Here is a 16,788-nt window from a genome sequence, read left to right on the forward strand (position 1 = left end):
CGAAGGCGACATCATTTTGCTGTCACTTCTCGCCCAAACCGTTGAGAAGCAACATTTATTTGCGTCAAGCCCGAACCCGGTAGTCCTCCAGAGAGACCGGACGGTCGGGAATTTCTATCCTAAACTGCGTGCCGGGGCCTGGTTTCTCGACAAGTGCGATGGTGCCACCGTGGGCCAGGACTAGCTCACGAGCAATGACCAGGCCGAGGCCGGTGCCGCCCGACCGCGCCGAGCCGCGGAAAGCGGAGAACAGGTTCTCGCGGGCCTTTCGCGGCATGCCGGGGCCGGTGTCGTCGATGGTGATGCTGACGACGCTGCCCACCCGGTGCGCGGAGACCGTGACCCGGCGAACGATGGACGTATCCTGCGGATCGAAATTCAGCAGCGCCTGGACGGCATTCCGGCAGAGATTGTGGATGACGCGGAAAATCTGCTCGCTGTCGCAATCCACTTCAAGATCGGCGGCGATCTGATCCAGGAACTCGATGCCGATCTCCGGATCGATCGCCAGCATGTCGCGCACTTCCTGGGCGAGCGCTGCAAAGCGGATGCGGCGGCGGCGGGGCGCTGCCTCGGAGGCCTGACCGTAAGCCAGCACCTCGTTCGTGTAACCTACCGCCCGGTCGATCGTGCGCAACAGTTTCGGCGCGAAACTCCTCACCATCGGATCGTCGACGTCCGTCAGGCGGTCCGACATCAGCTGCGCCGACGCGAGGATGTTGCGCATGTCGTGGTTGATCTTCGAAACGGCGAGGCCAAGATCGACCAGGTTCTTCTGCTGCTTCAGCGTTCGCTGCAATTGCGCCTGCATGGCCGTAAGGTGCCGGCCGGCGACCGCAAGTTCGCCCCGGGAACGATCGGCGCTAAAGACGCGGGCCGGATCGTCCGGCTGCTCCGAGAAAAACTGCATGCTATGGGTGAGCCGCCGGATCGGCATGATCATCATCCGGTTGATGGCGAGGAAGATCAGTACGGCGGTAATCAGGGAGATCAGCAGCGACAGGAGAAACATCGTCTTCGAATATTTCAGCATGTCCTTGCGCAATGCGTCATCGGTCATCACCAGCTCGATGACCATGTCGCTGTCGCCGATCGGGCCATAAACGCGCATCACGCGGCCGCCGCCAAAGATGAGCGTGTCGAGTGCGTCACGCATCGACGATGCTATCGGGACATTGGCAAGATCGAACACTTCGTCGATCTGCGGCTGCGTGTCCGTTGCAGCCAGCAGCCGCGAGGTGCCGTCCTTGCGCAGGGCGATCACCTTGGTGCCGGTCGCAAGCAGCGTATCGTCCTGCACGGCGCGGGGAAGCTCGGCGGGCTGCAGCCCGTCGATGACGATGCCGGCGGCGGCGGCCGTATCCAGCCGATCGCGCAGCCAGTTCATCCGCATGGTGGCGACGGAGGGGACGAAGATCAGGACTTCGGCCATCATCACGAAAATGACGGTAAGCCAGAGAAGCCTGCCGGAAAGGCCGCGGAAAAGGCGCGGCATGGTTTCCGGACCTACGCCTACCGGCGAGGGCCCCGAGCGCCCCGAGGTATGAACCTCGTCGTCCATGCGGATCTCCATTTCCGAATACCAGGCCCGCCGGATTGATGCGAGCCTACGGATGATCGCTTATTTTAGAGGTTCGGCGGTTTTTTACCAGTCCCCTTTGCCGCAGTGCAAAAGAGAAAGCGGAGAGGGTTGCCCCTCTCCGCTTTCTTATTCGGCTGATGTGCGAACTTGGATCAGAATTCTTCCCATTCTCCGGCAACCGCTGCCGTTGCGACGGCCGCTCCGCCGAAGGCCCGCGAGAGCGCACCCGTCATCGCCTTTACCGGAGAGACGCGCGGCCGATGGACGGGAGCTGCCGCAACCGGCCGCACGGCTGCCGCAACCGGCCGCGTGGTCTTGACCGGCTCGGCGACGCGCTCGCCCTCCTGGCCGATGTCGAAATTGGAGACAAGTGCAAACAGGCTGTCGGCCTCGGAAGACAATGTCTGCGTCGCCGCGGACGTCTCCTCGACCATGGCGGCATTCTGCTGCGTCACCTGGTCCATCTGGTTGACGGCGGTATTGACCTCGGCAAGCCCCGTCGCCTGCTCGCGGGAAGCGACGGCAATCGAATGGATATGGTCGTTGATGCGCAGCACGCGGCTTTCGATTTCCGACAGTGCCTCGCCGGTCTTCTGGACCAGCATCACGCCTCCGGCCACTTCCTCGCCGGACTTGCTGATCAACGCCTTGATGCCCTTTGCGGCACTTGCTGAGCGCTGGGCGAGTTCGCGGACCTCCTGAGCGACGACGGCAAAACCCTTGCCGGCTTCGCCTGCACGGGCGGCCTCGACGCCGGCATTGAGCGCCAGAAGATTGGTCTGGAAGGCGATTTCGTCGATGACATTGGTGATCTGGGCGATCTCGCGGGAGGCCTGCTCTATCCGGCCCATCGCGTCGACGGCGCTCCGCACCACCTCGCCCGACTGGACCGCGCTCTGCTTGGCCTCGCCGACCATCACAGTTGCTTCATGCGCCCGCTCGGTCGACGTCTTGACGACGGCGGTGATCTCTTCGAGCGCAGCGGACGTTTCCTCCAGAGCGGCAGCCTGCTGTTCGGTGCGACGGGACAGATCATTGGTCGCCCGGCTCAGCTCGGCGGCGCTACCATTGATGGAGCCCGTGGCGGTGCGGACATTGCGCATCGTGCCGCGCAGCGTATCCATGGTACCGTTGACATTGTGCTGCAGCTCGGCGAATGCGCCCTTGAAATTGCCCCGCATGCTGTCGGTAAGGTCGCCTTCGGCAAGGCTTTTCACGACGCGTCGGGTTTCCGACACTCCGGCATCGACGCTCCCGACGAGCATGTCGACGTCACGAGCGAAGCGATCGAGGCTTTCCTCGCCCCATTGCTTGTCGATGCGGCGGGTAAAATCCCCTTCCGCGGCAGCTGCGACGACGGCAGCCATACGCGCCTGCAGGTCGTCGTTCTTGCCACGCATGGTCGCTTCGGAAGCATTCATGCGCGCGACTTCGATGCCGTTCCTGCGGAAGATCTCGATCGCCGCGGCCATGTCGCCGATCTCGTCGGCGCGATCGGCCCCGTGGACGACCGTATCAAATTTGCCGTCGGCGATATGTTTCATCGCTTTGGTCAGAGCCGTGATCGGATGGCTGAGCTGGCGACGCCCCAGATAGAGGCCGAAACCAGCACCTGCGGCAACGCCTGCAAGGGTGACTGCGGAGACAAGAATAAAAAGGGTCCGCGTGAAGCTGTTGAGCTCTTCATTGACCGCAGCGAGGACGGCCTTGTCGGTGCCGACGATAGCATCGATCTCGACCTGATAGGCTTTGCGGTTATTGCGGTTGGCGTCGTTGTTACCCTGCACGTTGGCGTCGGCGGGGCTCACTTCCCGACCCAGGCGGGCGGTCTCGGTCCGGAAGCCGTTGAACTCCTTGGAACGGGCAAGCAGCTTATCGAATACGGCACGCTCGTCGGCCGGGACGATCTTGTCCCATTCCTTGAGAAGCTTGCCCATCTCATCGAGATACACGAGGATGCCGTCGGCGAATTTTGCAGCCTCCTTGGTATCCTTCGACATATAGACGCCGCGGGATTCCATCACGACGGCGGTGACGAGCCGGTTCAGGTGTTCGCCCTTGTGTGCCCGGTCTGCGGCCAATTCATATTGAACCATCATCTGGCGATATTCGGCCATGGCAAACAGAGCCATGCCGCCGATAAAGCAGGCGACAAGGCTCATGAGGCCGACGAGGAGGTTGATTTTCCCTCGAATTTTCATTTCATTCCCTTCCAGACGGGACTCATCATGCGAGGAAGGCAGGCCCGTAACCCAGATTCTCTTCCATTCAATTGCTAAAATTAGCCTTTAGAAATTAAAGAAACGCTTAGAGAAAAGGTGCTTGCGCAGCCTCGGCGGGCATGGTTTTTCGCCGCGCGCGCCTCGGTTGAGATATTTGACGTTTGACAGGGAATATGGCTCTCACCTACTATTTCTCACCCCTAAATTCATGGGGAAATATTAGTGGAGCGGCACCTGCAACGTCGCCCAGCAGGCGGGACTGATCAAGATCGGCCGGCTCTCGACCTAAAGGCCCAAAAATCCCGGCAGCGATTGACTTTTGCGGCGGAGTCCTCTTATAAGCCGCCCACGTTCAGCTCCGGCGGGCTTGCACGCATGCAGCCGCTTGCGCAGATCGTTTTTCCGAAGCGCTCTTGCCGTCGTGATGACGGCAAACTCCAAGAAGGGCCGCACACCGCGGTATTAAAATAAATGAAGCGTACCTATCAACCGTCTAAGCTTGTTCGCAAGCGCCGCCACGGATTCCGTACCCGTATGGCCACCAAAGGTGGTCGTCTGGTTCTCTCCGCACGTCGCGCCCGTGGCCGCAAGCGTCTCTCGGCCTAAGGCCTGAGATGCCCGAGACGACCGGGCGATGACGACTGAGACAAAGAACGAGAAAACTGTCGGGCGGCTTAAAAGCCGGCCGCAGTTCCTTGCCGTCCGGGCAGGCGAAGCCCGCCGGGGCCGAAACTTCCTTCTGGAAGTCCTTGATCGAAACCAGCCGGACGAAGCGCCGCGCGTCGGTTTCACAGTTACCAAAAAACATGGCAACGCGGTCGAACGCAACCGCATGCGCCGCCGTCTCCGCGAGGCGGTGAGGCAATCTGCCGGATTTGCAATGAAGAACGGACACGACTATGTGATTGTCGCGCGGCGGGAGGTGCTTAAGGCTCCCTTTGCGGATATGACGGCCCAGCTTATCGAGCGTATCGAAAGCAAGCCGAGACCAAAGCGGTCCGAGGAGACCCGTTCCAGGAAAGCATGATGGAAAAGAACCGCAATTACTTCATCGCGATCGCGCTCTCGGTGCTGATCGTTCTTGCCTGGCAGTTCCTCTATATGAACCCGAGGATGGAAGCCCAGCAGCGTGCCGAAGAAGCCAGCCGTGCGCTTCAGGGCGAAAGCGCTCAGCCTGTTTCCCCCGAGAGCCCCGGCGCTCAGAGTGGTGGCGTACTCGGCAATCTGCCCGGCGCCAACCCGGCAGCTGCCGCGCTTTCCCGCGATCAGGCGCTCGCACGGTCGCGGCGCGTGCAGATCGAGACGCCGGCCCTGATCGGCTCCATCAACCTGACCGGCGCCCGCTTCGACGACCTGAAGCTGCGCGAATATCACGAGACCGTCGACGACAAGAGCCCGATCATCACGCTGTTTTCGCCGTCCGATACGACCGACGGCTATTTCACGGAAATCGGCTATATCCCCAATGAATCGATCGGCGCCGCCCCCGGCACCGGCACGCAATGGACGCTCGCAAGCGGCGACAAGCTGACCCAGCAGACACCGGTGACGCTGACCTTCACCAACGAGAAGGGCGTGACCTTTACGCGCACGATTTCGATCGACGATCACTACATGCTGACCGTCGCCGACAAGGTCGACAACAAGACGGCCGCCCCGGTGACGCTGACGCCCTATGGCCGCGTGCTGCGCAACAACAAGCCGGCGACGCCGTCCGTCTGGGTCATCCACGAAGGCTTCATCGGCGTGATGGGCGAGAGCGGCAGCCTCGACGAACACACCTACTCCAATATTGAAAAAGAGCAGTTCACCAACGAAAAATCCACGACTGGCTGGATGGGCATCACCGACAAGTACTGGGCTGCCACCATCGTGCCGCCGCAGACGCTGCCCTATGTTGCACGCTTCTCGCATTTCGCCGGTGCTCAGGCGAGCTATCAGGCGGACTACAAGGGCGACGACCTGACGGTTCAGCCGGGTCAATCCACCGAACTCAAGAACCTCATCTTCGCCGGCGCCAAGGAAGTGCCTTTGATCTCGCGATACGAGACCGAGTTCGGCGTTCCGCAGTTCAACCGCCTGATCGACTGGGGGTGGTTCTACTTCATCACCAAGCCGATGTTCCAGCTGATGGACTTCTTCTTCCGTCATGTGGGCAATTTCGGCGTGGCGATCCTGCTCACCACCATTGTCGTGAAGGCGCTGTTCTTCCCGCTCGCCAGCAAGCAATACGCTTCCATGGCCAACATGAAGCGCATGCAGCCGAAGATGGAAGAGCTGAAGGCCAAGTTCGGCGACGACCGGATGGGCCTGCAGCAGGCAATGATGGCGCTCTACAAGGAAGAAAAGATCAATCCGATCGCCGGCTGCTGGCCGGTGCTGTTGCAGATCCCGGTCTTCTTCGCGCTCTACAAGGTCATCTACGTCACCATCGAAATGCGGCACGCGCCGTTCTTCGGCTGGATCCAGGACCTGTCCGCTCCCGACCCGACGTCGCTCTTCAACCTCTTCGGCCTGCTGCCCTTCGACGTGCCTAGCGCGCTGATGATCGGCGTCTGGCCGCTGGTGATGGGCGTCACGATGTTTGTGCAGATGCGCATGAACCCGACGCCGCCGGATCCGACCCAGGCGATGATCTTCACCTGGATGCCGCTGGTGTTCACCTTCATGCTGGCGTCCTTCCCGGCCGGTCTCGTCATCTACTGGGCCTGGAACAACACCCTGTCGGTAACGCAGCAGGCGATCATCATGAAGCGTCATGGCGCCAAGATCGAACTCTTCGACAACCTGAAGGGCTTCTTCCGACGAAAAGAAGCGCCGACAAAATAGCGTCCACCAACACACCGACGAAGAACCCCGGCTGGTCCGGGGTTTTTCTTTTGGAATAGGGGCTGGAAAGCCCGAAAGCTTGACATTGCCGGCCAAAACCTTGAAGCCGTGCCCTTCGACAGAACAGGACGACCAGAACCGATGCCCGCAGATATGAGCACGGACGACAAGCCGCTTTTCGGCCGCCCCTGGATTTTCATCCGCGGCGTGCCCTCGATGAAGTTCCTGCCACCGGAAGGCCCGCTCGAAGTCGCCTTTGCCGGCCGCTCAAACGTCGGCAAGTCGTCGCTGATCAACGCGATCGTCGGCCAGAAGGGATTGGCGCGCACCTCCAATACGCCCGGCCGTACTCAGGAACTCAACTATTTCGTGCCGGATGGCTATTCGGGCGCAGGTACCGACCTGCCGCCGATGGCGCTGGTCGACATGCCGGGCTACGGTTATGCCAAGGCTCCGAAGGAAACCGTCGATGCCTGGACCAGGCTGGTCTTCGACTATCTGCGCGGCCGCGCGACGCTGAAGCGCGTCTATGTGCTGATCGACAGCCGCCACGGCATCAAGAAGAACGACGACGAAGTCCTGGACCTCCTCGACAAGGCCGCTGTCTCCTACCAGATCGTGCTGACCAAGACCGACAAGATCAAGGAACCGGCCGTGGTGAAGCTGCTGGCCGAGACGCAGGAAAAGATCCGCAAGCACCCGGCGGCCTTCCCGTTCGTGCTCTCCACCTCGTCCGAAAAAGGCAAGGGGATCGAGGAACTGCGCCAGGCGATCGCCGAAACCGTCGGCCGGGCGCTCTGACGCTAGAAACGGCAAATCCGGCCGCCCCCTGAGAGGCGACCGGACCTGATGTAAAAACCCAAACGGGTGTGACCGACTTTTACATTTTCGGCAGCAGAACCTTGTTGACCACGTGGATGACGCCGTTCGACTGCTTGACGTCGGCGATCGTGACATTCGACACGCCGCCCGTTTCGTCGGTGAGCGTGATCTTGCCCATGCTTTCCTTGGCTTTCAGGATGCAGCCGCCGACGGTCTTGACGTCATGGGTGCCCTTGTCGTCCTTGATCATCTTTTCGATGGCATTGGACATGGCGCTGACCGCGACCACATGGCAGGTCAGCACCTTGGTGAGCTGAGCCTTGTTTTCCGGCTTCAGCAGCGTTTCGACCGTGCCCTTGGGCAGAGCGGCGAAGGCTTCGTTGGTCGGCGCAAAAACCATGAACGGACCCTTGCCCTGGAGCGTCTCCACCAGGCCGGCAGCCTTGACGGCCGCGACGAGCGTCGTGTGGTCCTTAGAGTTCACGGCATTTTCGATGATGTTCTTCTCTTCGTACATCGCGGCGCCGCCGACCTTTGGATTGGCGGCGAAGGCGGTCACCGCCGTAGCGGACAGAACGGTCGCGACGGCGAGCGTGCGGAGTGCGGTCTTCAACATGATGGCTTCCTCTCAAAAAAATCGACTTGCCCCGGCGCGGATGCGCGCCTCCCAAGGCATGGCGTCCCGACATCGGCGGAGACATCACAAGAGACGGAAGGCGGAGAAGAAGAGTTTCAACGCTGACGACGAAACCGCCGTTAAAATTTCAAGCTGCTGTTTTTATTTGCCTATATCTGTCGGGCCGTTTGCAGGCTGCAATGTCTGGGCCTTCCCGCGATGGGTATTTGCCGGAATACGACCACCATTTATCCGGCGCCGGCACGTCGATTGGACGACAATCTCGCGGACTGATTATTTCCTCTGTCAGAAACATGCGCTAAAAGGCCCCACTTATTATTCAGGGGTATCCGATGACGGCTTCCGAAAGCGAACTTCAGGCCAAGCTTCTGGCACAGGCGCTGCCCTATATGCAGCGTTACGAAAACAAGACGATCGTCGTGAAATACGGCGGCCACGCCATGGGCGATACCGAACTCGGCAAGGCGTTCGCCGCGGATATCGCGCTTCTCAAGCAGTCCGGCGTCAACCCGATCGTCGTGCACGGCGGCGGCCCGCAGATCGGCGCCATGCTGACGAAGATGGGTATCGAGTCCAAGTTCGAAGCCGGCCTGCGCGTCACCGACCAGAAGACGGTCGAGATCGTCGAAATGGTTCTCGCCGGCTCGATCAACAAGGAAATCGTCGCGCTGATCAACCAGACCGGCGAATGGGCGATCGGCCTTTGCGGCAAGGACGGCAACATGGTCTTCGCCGAAAAGGCCAAGAAGACCATAATCGACCCGGACAGCAATATCGAGCGGGTCCTCGACCTCGGTTTCGTCGGTGAAGTGGTGGAAGTCGACCGCACCTTGCTCGACCTGCTCGCCAAATCGGAAATGATCCCGGTCATCGCCCCGGTCGCGCCTGGCCGCGACGGCGCGACCTATAACATCAATGCCGACACCTTCGCGGGCGCCATCGCGGGCGCGCTCAGCGCCACCCGCCTGCTCTTCCTCACCGACGTTCCGGGCGTCCTGGACAAGGACAAGCAGCTGATCAAGGAACTGACGGTCGCCCAGGCCCAGGCCCTCATCAAGGACGGCACGATCTCCGGCGGCATGATTCCCAAGGTCGAGACCTGCATCGAGGCGATCAAGGCCGGCGTGCAGGGCGTCGTCATCCTGAACGGCAAGACCGCCCACTCGGTCCTGCTCGAAATCTTCACCGAGCACGGCGCCGGCACGCTGATCGTTCCCTGATCGCGAACGGCTTCAAGGCTCAGCCAGCGGCGGTGAAAACCGCCGCGGCGTCTTCCTTCAGCTTCGCCATCATCGCGCGATACGGCCCCGGCCCGTAACTGACCCGGGCAACCCCGAGTTCACCGAGGCGTTTCGGCGACGGAACACCGCCGAACATCATGATGTTGACCGGAAGCGGCGAGGCCTTGCAGAGCGTCTCGATCAACCCCTCATCGGCCAGTCCCGGTGCGAAGAACCCGTTGCCACCAGCCTCGGCATAGGCTTTGGCACGTTCGATCGCCTGATCGAGAAGTGCTGCATGCTTCGTCCGGTCGCCTTCCTGCAGGAAGAGATCGGTCCGGGCGTTGATGAAGAACGGCATATCACGGGTGTCCGCCAAGGCCCGGATGGCACGGATGCGCTCGGCCTGCTGCTTCACCGGGTAGATACCGCTGCCGCCGACCACCTGATCCTCGAAATTGATGCCTATAGCGCCTACGTCCATGACCTTAGCGACATTTGCGGCCAGTTCGGCCGGGTCTTCCGCATAACCGCCCTCGAAATCCACCGAAAATGGCAGGTCGACCGCCGCGGTGATCGATTTCGCCGTGGCGAGCAATGCATCGAGCGGCAGGTTCTCGCCGTCGGCATAGCCTTGCGCTGCAGCGACCGACCAGCTTCCGGTGCCGAGCGCCTTCGCCCCAGCTTCCGCAACCGCTTTGGCGGTGCCGGCATCCCAGATGTTGTAGATGATGACCGGATTGCCCTTCCGGTGAAGCGCTGCGAACGCGGCTGCCTTGTCTTTCTGTGGCATGAATGATCCTCCCATTGATCGGAATATCCTAACCGGTTTCGATGACGGACGCCGCCGCAAATCGGGCGTCGATCAGGAAAAGAGCAGCCCGAGGATGCCGCCGACGATCAAGAGGCAGCCGAACACTTCCATGCGGTTCACCCGCTCATGGAAGAGGAAATAGGACGCCATGAAGGTGAAGACGAGCTCGATCTGCCCGAGCGCGCGGACATAGGCCACCTGCTGCAGGGTCATGGCGGTGAACCAGCCGGCCGAGCCGACGACGCCTGCCAGGCCGACGAGAGAGGATGAACGCCACGAGAGAACGACCTGGACGATCTCGCGCTTGTCCTTCCAGAACATCCAGACCAGCATGAAGGCCGTCTGGAAAGTCGTGACGCAGGCGAGCGTCACCGCGGCCTCCATGACCGGTCCGGGACCGCCAAGCGACAGCGAAGCGCTACGGTAGGAAACGGCCGAAATACCGAAGACGGCGCCTGAGGCGATGCCGATCAGGGCGGTGCGGCTGGTCATGGCGACCAGCATATTGCGCCAGGAGAGCGGCATGCGCGCCATCGAGATAGTCATCACGCCGATCACGCCGACGATGATCGCGGCGACTGAGCCCGGCGTCAGCTTTTCGCCGAGCAGGATGAAGCCGAATATGGCGGCCTGCACCGGCTCGGTCTTGGAATAGGCCGTCCCGACCGCAAAATTCCTGAGCGAAAAGAGATGCACCAGCATCATGGTCGCAAAGATTTGCGCCAGGCCGCCGATCACCGCCCATAAGGCGAAGGTCCAGTTCAGTGCCGGGAACGGATAACCGGCGATATGGTGAAGGCAGAGGACATAGAGGATCGCGATCGGAAAACCGTAGCCGAAGCGCACGAAGCTCGCTCCCCGCGTGCCAAGCGAACCCTGCAGATGCTTCTGGAGGGCAGAGCGCAGGTTCTGCAGAAAGGCGGCGGCGATGGTGATGGGGATCCAGAGTTCCATATGCTGGCGGTATCACGCGTTCCGACAGATCGCCAAGGCCGGCTCAGGCCGAAAGCGTTCGTCTTTTTCGTTTTCTTTGCCGTCGAGCCGGTGCATAAAGCCGCCATGGAAAAAAAGCCGCAGACCTCGCCCGATCCCGTCGATTTCGCCCATGTCCGCGACTGGGTATTCGATCTCGACAACACGCTTTATCCGCATCACATCAATCTGTTCGCCCAGATCGACAAGAACATGACGGCCTATGTGCAGGAGCTGCTGCAGCTCGAGCCGGCGGAAGCGAAAGCCCTGCAGAAGCGCTATTACCACGAGCATGGCACGACGCTGCAGGGCCTGATGCTGAACCACGGCGTCGATCCGGACGGGTTTCTCGAACAGGCGCATGCGATCGACTATTCGGCGCTGTTGCCGCATCCGGAACTCGGCGAGGCGATCAAGGCGCTTCCCGGCCGCAAGTTCATCTTCACCAACGGCAGCGTGCCGCATGCGGAAGCCGCAGCCAGGGCGCTCGGCATCCTGGATAATTTCGACGACATATTCGACATCGTGGCCGCCGACTACGTGCCGAAGCCGGCAGGCACGACGTACGACAAGTTCGCCAGCCTGCACCGGGTCGATACGCAAAAAGCCGCGATGTTTGAGGATCTGCCGCGCAACCTGCAGGTGCCGAAAGCGCTCGGCATGCGCACCATCCTCCTCGTGCCGCGCAACCTGGACGCCGTGCTGATGGAACGTTGGGAAAAACTCAGCGACGAGGACGATCATATCGACTACGTCACGGACGATCTGGCAGGCTTCCTCAACGGCCTCGATATCGGCTAAGGTTTTATCGGCATTACTAAAAGTTCATCCACATTACGGATGTTTAAGTGGTTTTGACCGTTGCAGGCTCTATCTTCAGGCTATCGAAACAACCTGAAGGACCACCGCAATGACCGCGAAGAAGATCGTTCTGGCGACCCTTGGAGCAGCGCTGATCGCCGGCGCAGCCGTTCCTGCCTTTGCAGCCCCAGGGCGTGATGGTCCCGGCCGCCATGGTGGTCCCGGCCGCGCGATGATGCAGGACGTGATGTTCGTGCGCCTGCTGAAGAATGCCGATGCCGACAAGGACGGCAAGATCTCCAAGGACGAGATGACCGCATTTCAGGACAAGCTCTTCACCGCGATCGACGCCAACAAGGATGGCTCACTGACCCGAGGCGAGATGTTAGACTATCGTCAGGCGAAGATGGAAGAGTTCCGCAAGACCCATCAGCCCGACGTCGTCAATGCCACGGACCCGAAGGACGACCAATCCGACGATAAAATGGCCGACCGGCGTGATGACCACCGTCGGGACCGCGATCGTTCCGCATGGAACCATGATGGTCAGGGCCGCCACGGCGGGCGCCGCGAAGACGCTCGGTGGGAAGGCCCGCACGGCCGTCAGATGATGGGCCGGGGCATGTTCCGCATGGTCGATGAAGACAAGGACGGCAAGATCACCAAGACGGAAGCCACCACCGCATCCGACAAGCTGTTCGCCCGCATGGATACCAGCAAGGATGGAACCATTTCCATCGACGACCTGCCGGACCGCCCCCTCTAGTTCTCCGCCCCCTTGGAACTAGCTCCGACAGTCGTCCAAAGGACCCGCCCCTTCCCCAAGGGGCGGGTTCTTTTATTTTTCGGATCAGGAAGGTCTGTGCTCGACTGCAGTCACCCGGTCGGCAACCTCTTCCACCTTGTCCTCGATCCGGACAAGAGAGTGCTCGATCGTCGACTGCATGTGGGATAAAGCCCCGCCAAGTTCGATTTTGATGGAAAGCTCAAGATCATCCCGAATTTCCGCCTGACGTCGTTCCAGGCGCTTCGAAAATTCATAAGTCTGAATCGTCAGGGTTCTGATTTCAGCAACTTCCTTGCGAAGCGCACGAATCTCATCGTTCGTCCGCTGTCCAAGCTTAGCCAGAAAATTCAGGTCTACGACTTCATCGCTCATTGGTACGATCCTCTACCAACAATCTAATCGCGAACGTCCGGACTTTCAATCAGGCCCTCAATGCTCGTAAAAATCCGAGATGATCTTCCAAGCCTGTTCCGAGGTTTCAACAAAACTGATGAGGCTCAGGTCGTCCGGAGCGATCGTCCCGAATTCCGCGAGCGCGCCAAAGTTGATGATGCCGCGCCAGAAGGATTCGCTGAACAGAATGAGCGGTATGCGCTCCATGCGCTTGGTCTGGATGAGGGTGAGCGCCTCGAACATTTCGTCCAGGGTGCCGAACCCGCCGGGGAAGACAACGACTGCCTTCGCCCGCATCATGAAATGCATCTTGCGGATGGCGAAATAGTGGAAGTTGAAGCTGAGTTCCGGCGTTACGAAGCGGTTGGGTGCCTGCTCGTGCGGCAGCATGATGTTGAGCCCGATGCTCGGGGCACCGGCTTCCGCCGCACCGCGGTTGCCAGCCTCCATGACGCCGGGGCCACCGCCGGTCACCACCACGTATTCCTGATGATTGTAGCCGGCCGAGTGTTTGCCGCAGAGGGCCGCGAACTTGCGCGCCTCGTCGTAATAAACCGAAGCCGCTTCAAGGTTCTGGCGCTGGGTGTCGTTGCGGGCGGCCCAGGCGCTCTGGCCGGGAGCCGGGATGCGCGCGCCGCCGAACAGCACGACGGTCGATCTGATGCCGCGCTCGGCCAATGCCATTTCCGTCTTCGTCAGCTCGAGTTGAAGCCGCACGGGGCGAAGCTCTTCGCGGCTGAGGAACTCGTCATCCGCATAGGCGAGGCGATAGGAATGCGATTCCGTCTGCGGCGTCCTCGGCTGGACTGCGGCGTCGTTTTTGTCCGCCTTGTTGTCCTTCAGCGGATCCCAGACCCCGTCCTTGCGCCGCGGCCCGTCCTTCTTCGCCTTTGCCATTCGCATGATCCTTCCGGCGTCAAATGCATTGACGCCAATTCACATTGACGCTTGAGTGGCGGTCGCTTAGATCAAATGACACCAAATGGCCACCTCTCCCACCATCACGATACAGAGTGACGTTTAAGGATTTCCCATGAGCAGCCCCGACTTTTCTTCTCTCGAAAAGACTATCGAGACGGCCTTCGACAACCGCGACACCGTAACGGTTTCGACCAAGGGAGAGATCCGCGACGCGGTCGAAGAAGCGCTCAACCTGCTGGACAGTGGTAGGGCGCGAGTTGCAAGCCGGGGCGAAGACGGCGTGTGGACGGTGCATCAGTGGCTGAAGAAGGCGGTGCTCCTGTCCTTCCGCCTCAACGACATGGAAGTGGTCAAGAATGGCCCCGGTGCCTCCACCTGGTGGGACAAGGTGCCCTCCAAGTTCGAGAACTGGGGTGAGAGCGAGTTCCGCGCCGCCGGCTTCCGCGCCGTGCCGAACGCGGTCGCGCGTCGCTCGGCCTATATCGCCAAAAACGTCGTCCTGATGCCCTCCTTCATCAACCTCGGCGCCTATGTCGATGAAGGCACCATGGTCGACACCTGGGCGACCGTCGGTTCCTGCGCCCAGATCGGCAAGCACGTGCATCTTTCCGGCGGCGTCGGCATCGGCGGCGTGCTGGAGCCGATGCAGGCAGGCCCGACCATCATCGAGGACAATTGCTTCATCGGCGCCCGCTCGGAAGTGGTCGAAGGCTGCATCGTCCGCCAGGGTTCAGTGCTCGGCATGGGCGTGTTCATCGGCAAGTCGACCAAGATCGTCGACCGCGCCACCGGCGAGATCAGCTATGGCGAAGTGCCGCCCTACTCGGTGGTCGTCGCCGGCACGCTGCCGGGCAAGCCGTTCCCGAACGGCGAGCCAGGCCCCGGCCTCTATTGCGCCGTGATCGTCAAGCGCGTCGATGAAAAGACCCGTTCCAAGACCGGTATCAACGAACTGCTGCGCGACTGATCCCATCCCATGTCCAGTGCCGATCCCATCGCCAATCTCCAGACGCTCATCCGCTGCCCTTCGGTGACACCCGCCGAGGGCGGCGCGCTGGCAGCGCTGGAGGCCATGCTGCTTCCGCTCGGTTTCAAGGTCGAGCGCATGGTGGCGACGGAGCCCGGCATGCCGGACATCGAGAACCTTTATGCCCGGCTCGGCACCGATGCGCCGCATCTGATGTTCGCCGGGCATACGGACGTGGTGCCGCCGGGGGATGAAACGTCGTGGAGCCGGCCGCCGTTTGCCGGCGAGATTGTCGGCAATGAATTGTTCGGCCGCGGCGCGGTGGACATGAAGGGCGGTATCGCCTGTTTCGTCGCCGCCGTCGCCCGCCATATAGAGCAACATGGCGCGCCAAAAGGCTCGATCTCCTTCCTGATCACCGGCGATGAGGAAGGCCCGGCGGTCAACGGAACCGAGAAGCTGCTGAAGTGGGCCGCTGAACGGGGCGAGACCTGGGATGCCTGCCTGGTCGGCGAGCCGACCAATCCCGATGTGCTCGGCGACATGATCAAGATCGGCCGACGCGGCTCGGTCTCTGGCAAGGTCACCGTCTTCGGCGTCCAGGGCCACGCGGCCTATCCGCATCTGGCCGACAATCCGGTGCGCGGCCTCCTGCCGCTTGCATCTGCCCTGATGGACCCGCCCTTCGACGGCGGCACGGCGGAATTTCCCGCCTCCAACCTGGAAGTAACCTCGGTCGATGTCGGCAATCCGGCGACCAACGTCATTCCGGCAAAGGCCGGTTTCGCATTCAACATCCGCTTCAACGACACCTGGACGGCCGACACCGTCAAGGCGGAGATCGTGCGACGGCTGGATGCGGCGGCGGTCGGCAGCCCGCTTCGCCCGGATCGGGAACCGGCGCGTTACGAGATCACCTGGGCGGAACGCCCAAGCCACGTGTTCCTGACTCGCAACAACGCTCTGATCGCATCGCTTTCCGGCGCTGTCGAGAGCGTGACCGGCAAGGTGCCGAAGCTTTCCACCACTGGCGGCACGTCGGATGCCCGGTTCATCAAGGATTACTGCCCGGTCGTCGAATTCGGCCTGGTCGGCCAGACCATGCACATGGTCGACGAGCGCGTGGCACTTGCCGATCTGGAGACGCTTACCCAAATCTATGGGACCTTTATCTCCCGCTGGTTCGATAATGCCCTCCTATCATGAAGTCAGGCTCTACCTCGGCGGCCTTTGGCTGCTGATCCGCGGCGATGCGCGCGGTTTGCGGCCGTTCGATATTTCGGACGAGGGCGTGTTACGTTCGTTCTGGGCAGTCGCCTGGTGCGCGCCGGCGCTAATTGTCGGCTGGATCTTCCGGCGGATGGAATACCTTCGCCATTTCCCTCAACGAGAGGACTATTCCTTCATCTTTTTCCTGAAGATGCTGGTCCTCGAAGCGGCCCAATGGGTCGTGCCAACCGTGGCGCTCATCGCCCTCGGCTTCATTCTGCGCTTCATGCCGCTCGTGCGGATTCTGGTCGTGGCGCGCAACTGGTTTACCGTACCGCTCGCCTATGCGACCTATGTCATCCTGGCGCCTCTCGCCTTCCTTTCCGATCAACATGGCGCCCTCGCAGGCCTTGCCGGCTACGGCTCGATCGCGCTGGCGGCAACCGTTCTGATCGCGGCGCTTTTTCTCATGTGGCGCATTCTGAGAACGGTCATGGGCGGCCCGGTGATGATACGAGTTGCGACCGTTGGGCTTGTGGTTCTGGCCGAAATTATCGTTGCGCGCGAACTGGAGAAGATCATGGGGGTTTCGTTAACCTGATGCGTGATTTC

At 61.1% G+C, this 16,788-nt stretch carries 17 protein-coding genes; 10 read left to right on the forward strand and 7 right to left on the reverse strand.

Annotation, left to right across the window (positions count from 1 at the left end; translation table 11 throughout):
• Window positions 1-64: 64 nt before the first annotated feature.
• Complete coding sequence (locus C5J22_RS13205; RefSeq protein ID WP_172724251.1) at window positions 65-1,495, reverse strand: HAMP domain-containing sensor histidine kinase; 1,431 nt, start codon at window positions 1,493-1,495, stop codon at window positions 65-67.
• Window positions 1,496-1,734: 239 nt separating this feature from the next.
• Window positions 1,735-3,783 carry a methyl-accepting chemotaxis protein gene (locus tag C5J22_RS13210; protein WP_105438595.1) on the reverse strand — a complete coding sequence of 683 codons (2,049 nt, stop codon included), beginning with the start codon at window positions 3,781-3,783 and terminating at the stop codon, window positions 1,735-1,737.
• A 492-nt stretch (window positions 3,784-4,275) separates the two neighbouring features.
• On the opposite strand from C5J22_RS13210, the gene rpmH reads away from it, so the two are divergent.
• From rpmH to yihA, 4 genes are all read left to right on the forward strand, one after another.
• Window positions 4,276-4,410: a 50S ribosomal protein L34 gene (gene rpmH, locus C5J22_RS13215; RefSeq protein WP_080719113.1), complete on the forward strand. Its 135-nt coding sequence runs from the start codon at window positions 4,276-4,278 to the stop codon at window positions 4,408-4,410.
• A 28-nt stretch (window positions 4,411-4,438) separates the two neighbouring features.
• Entirely contained in the window at window positions 4,439-4,831 is a 393-nt protein-coding gene (gene rnpA / locus C5J22_RS13220) for a ribonuclease P protein component (protein ID WP_046664847.1), read from the forward strand.
• Window positions 4,831-6,633 carry a membrane protein insertase YidC gene (gene yidC, locus C5J22_RS13225; protein WP_105438596.1) on the forward strand — a complete coding sequence of 601 codons (1,803 nt, stop codon included), beginning with the start codon at window positions 4,831-4,833 and terminating at the stop codon, window positions 6,631-6,633. Before rnpA ends, yidC begins: the two co-directional genes overlap by 1 nt.
• Window positions 6,634-6,786: 153 nt before the next feature.
• On the forward strand, window positions 6,787-7,434 hold the full coding sequence (gene yihA / locus C5J22_RS13230; protein ID WP_046631500.1) for a ribosome biogenesis GTP-binding protein YihA/YsxC: 648 nt from the start codon (window positions 6,787-6,789) through the stop codon (window positions 7,432-7,434).
• Window positions 7,435-7,513: 79 nt separating this feature from the next.
• Here yihA and C5J22_RS13235 read toward each other — a convergent pair whose 3' ends face one another.
• Window positions 7,514-8,071, reverse strand: a complete 558-nt coding sequence (locus tag C5J22_RS13235; protein WP_105438597.1) for a fasciclin domain-containing protein — start codon at window positions 8,069-8,071, stop codon at window positions 7,514-7,516.
• 353 nt (window positions 8,072-8,424) lie between these two features.
• Between C5J22_RS13235 and argB the strand changes: the two genes are divergently transcribed.
• On the forward strand, window positions 8,425-9,312 hold the full coding sequence (gene argB / locus C5J22_RS13240; protein ID WP_007771514.1) for an acetylglutamate kinase: 888 nt from the start codon (window positions 8,425-8,427) through the stop codon (window positions 9,310-9,312).
• Between the two features lie 19 nt (window positions 9,313-9,331).
• On the opposite strand, the gene C5J22_RS13245 is transcribed toward argB, so the two are convergent.
• On the reverse strand, window positions 9,332-10,105 hold the full coding sequence (locus C5J22_RS13245) for an isocitrate lyase/phosphoenolpyruvate mutase family protein (protein WP_105438598.1): 774 nt from the start codon (window positions 10,103-10,105) through the stop codon (window positions 9,332-9,334).
• A gap of 72 nt (window positions 10,106-10,177) precedes the next feature.
• A complete protein-coding gene (locus tag C5J22_RS13250; protein ID WP_105438599.1) occupies window positions 10,178-11,080 on the reverse strand; it encodes a DMT family transporter in 903 nt (300 codons plus the stop codon).
• A gap of 105 nt (window positions 11,081-11,185) precedes the next feature.
• Here C5J22_RS13250 and C5J22_RS13255 point away from each other — a divergent pair, with 105 nt between their 5' ends.
• Window positions 11,186-11,899: a pyrimidine 5'-nucleotidase gene (locus C5J22_RS13255; protein ID WP_105438869.1), complete on the forward strand. Its 714-nt coding sequence runs from the start codon at window positions 11,186-11,188 to the stop codon at window positions 11,897-11,899.
• Window positions 11,900-12,008: 109 nt separating this feature from the next.
• Entirely contained in the window at window positions 12,009-12,665 is a 657-nt protein-coding gene (locus C5J22_RS13260; protein WP_105438600.1) for a calcium-binding protein, read from the forward strand.
• Between the two features lie 84 nt (window positions 12,666-12,749).
• Here the strand turns inward: C5J22_RS13260 and C5J22_RS13265 are convergent, their stop codons facing one another.
• Together C5J22_RS13265 and C5J22_RS13270 are read right to left on the reverse strand one after the other, a co-directional pair.
• Window positions 12,750-13,058 carry a hypothetical protein gene (locus tag C5J22_RS13265; protein ID WP_105438601.1) on the reverse strand — a complete coding sequence of 103 codons (309 nt, stop codon included), beginning with the start codon at window positions 13,056-13,058 and terminating at the stop codon, window positions 12,750-12,752.
• A 57-nt stretch (window positions 13,059-13,115) separates the two neighbouring features.
• A complete protein-coding gene (locus C5J22_RS13270; protein ID WP_105438602.1) occupies window positions 13,116-13,976 on the reverse strand; it encodes an LOG family protein in 861 nt (286 codons plus the stop codon).
• Window positions 13,977-14,112: 136 nt separating this feature from the next.
• On the opposite strand from C5J22_RS13270, the gene dapD reads away from it, so the two are divergent.
• The 3 genes from dapD to C5J22_RS13285 are packed head-to-tail and all read left to right on the forward strand — an operon-like array spanning window position 14,113 to window position 16,777.
• Window positions 14,113-14,967, forward strand: coding sequence for a 2,3,4,5-tetrahydropyridine-2,6-dicarboxylate N-succinyltransferase (gene dapD, locus C5J22_RS13275; RefSeq protein ID WP_105438603.1), 855 nt, complete (start codon window positions 14,113-14,115; stop codon window positions 14,965-14,967).
• 9 nt (window positions 14,968-14,976) lie between these two features.
• Window positions 14,977-16,173: a succinyl-diaminopimelate desuccinylase gene (gene dapE, locus C5J22_RS13280; protein WP_105438604.1), complete on the forward strand. Its 1,197-nt coding sequence runs from the start codon at window positions 14,977-14,979 to the stop codon at window positions 16,171-16,173.
• Window positions 16,157-16,777: a hypothetical protein gene (locus tag C5J22_RS13285; protein ID WP_105438605.1), complete on the forward strand. Its 621-nt coding sequence runs from the start codon at window positions 16,157-16,159 to the stop codon at window positions 16,775-16,777. Before dapE ends, C5J22_RS13285 begins: the two co-directional genes overlap by 17 nt.
• Window positions 16,778-16,788: the final 11 nt, after the last annotated feature.

Source organism: Neorhizobium sp. T25_13, assembly GCF_002968675.1.
Taxonomy (GTDB): Bacteria; Pseudomonadota; Alphaproteobacteria; order Rhizobiales; family Rhizobiaceae; genus Neorhizobium; species Neorhizobium tomejilense.